The organism is Kineococcus indalonis (assembly GCF_009906395.1).
GTDB lineage: Bacteria > Actinomycetota > Actinomycetes > Actinomycetales > Kineococcaceae > Kineococcus > Kineococcus indalonis.
On record NZ_JAAALM010000706.1, the window covers coordinates 1 to 1,582 of the forward strand.

Genomic DNA, 1,582 nt, shown 5'->3' on the forward strand with positions numbered 1-1,582 from the left:
GCCTCGGGCGGGGCCTCAGGCGGGGGTGGCGGTGACGGCGAACTCCACGGTGCCGGTGTCCTCCACGGAGACGAACCCCAGGTCGGGGGCCTGCACGTCGAAGTCGGCCCAGGTGACGCCGGCGGCGCCGGTGACGGTGACCGGGCCGGCGGCGGCGCGCTCGACGGTGGCGGGCACCTGCACCGGGCGCTCGCGGCCGTTGATGCTCAGGGTGCCGGGCAGGGTGACGGCCAGGGTGGTGCCGGCGTCCAGGCCGCCGAGCGGGACGGGGCCGGTGAGGGTGAACGTGGCGGCCGGGTTGGCCTCGACGCCGAGCAGGCGGCGGAACTGCCCGTCGCGGGCGCCGGAGTCGGTGGTGACGCTGGCCAGGTCCACGGTGACGGTGCCGGCGGTGAGCTGCCCGCCGGCGACGGTCAGCTCGCCGCCGACCTGCTCGGTGCGGCCGGTGACGGTGACGTCCCGGCCGTTGAGGACCTCGTCGACGCGGTAGCCGGCGGTGCCGCCGCCCACCCGCCAGGTGCCGTCCAGGGCGCGGTCCTCGGCGGCGGCGGTGGCCGTGGCGGCGGCGGTCGCGGCGGGGCTGCTCAGCGGCGCCGCGGCCCGCCCCTCCTGCGAGCGCGCGTACAGGCGCGGGCCGAGCAGGACGGCGAGCAGGCCCAGGACGACGGCGGCGGCCAGCAGCAGCCAGGGCCAGCGGCGCCGGCGCGGCGCGGGCGGTCGGGCGGTCGGTGCGCTGGTGGTGCTCACGGCGGTCCCCTGTCCGTCGGCGGTCTCGTCCCCTCCAACGGGACCGCCGACGGAGGGGTTCACCGGGCCGGGGAGCCCTCCCCCGCCCGGGTGCCGGGGGCGAACGGGCCGTGCAGGACCGACCACTGCAGCAGCAGGACGGTCTTGGCGTCGGCGATGCGCCCGTCGCGCACGGCGGCCAGCGCCTCGTCGACGTCGAGCTCGACCGCCTCGATGTCCTCGCCCTCCTCGGCCAGCCCGCCGCCGGGGCCGGTGCGCCGCTCGGGCGCGTAGGGGGCGGCGTAGCAGTGCAGGCGCTCGGTGACCGAGCCGGGGCTGGTCCACAGGGAGAAGACGTGCTGCAGCTCGCCGACCTCGACGCCGAGCTCCTCGGCGGCCTCGCGGCGCACCGCGGTGGCGGGGTCGTCGCCCTCGACGAGGCCGGCGGCGGTCTCCACGAGCAGCCCGTCGGGGTGGCCGTTGACGTAGGCGGGGTAGCGGAACTGCCGGGTGAGCAGCACGGTGCGGCGGGCGGTGTCGTGCAGCAGCACGGTGGCGCCGTCGCCGCGGTCGTAGGTCTCGCGCTGCTGCACCTCCCAGCGCCCGTCGCGGTGGCGGTAGTCGAGGGTGGTGCGGCGCAGCACGTGCCAGGCGGAGGCGAGGACCTCCACGTCGCGCACGACGACGCCGGGGTTGCCGGTCAGCTCGCGCCCGGCGCGGTCCAGGCCGGTGCGCCCGCGCGCGTCGGGGACGTCCACGCCGGAGGTGCCGGGCACGCCGGGGCCGGCGGGAGCGGCGGTGGGGGCGCTCACCGGGCCGCCCCGGCGGGCACGGCGGCGGGCATGGCGGGGCGGCC

Annotated in this window: 2 protein-coding genes; both read right to left on the bottom strand. The window is 79.2% G+C overall.

Going from position 1 to position 1,582, the window contains the following annotated elements; all coding sequences use genetic code 11:
- Positions 1–15: 15 nt before the first annotated feature.
- Positions 16–747, bottom strand: coding sequence for a YceI family protein (locus GTR00_RS24525; RefSeq protein ID WP_205706298.1), 732 nt, complete (start codon positions 745–747; stop codon positions 16–18).
- 59 nt (positions 748–806) lie between these two features.
- A complete protein-coding gene (locus GTR00_RS20470) occupies positions 807–1,538 on the bottom strand; it encodes an NUDIX domain-containing protein (RefSeq protein ID WP_407659757.1) in 732 nt (243 codons plus the stop codon).
- Between the last annotated feature and the right edge of the window lie 44 nt (positions 1,539–1,582).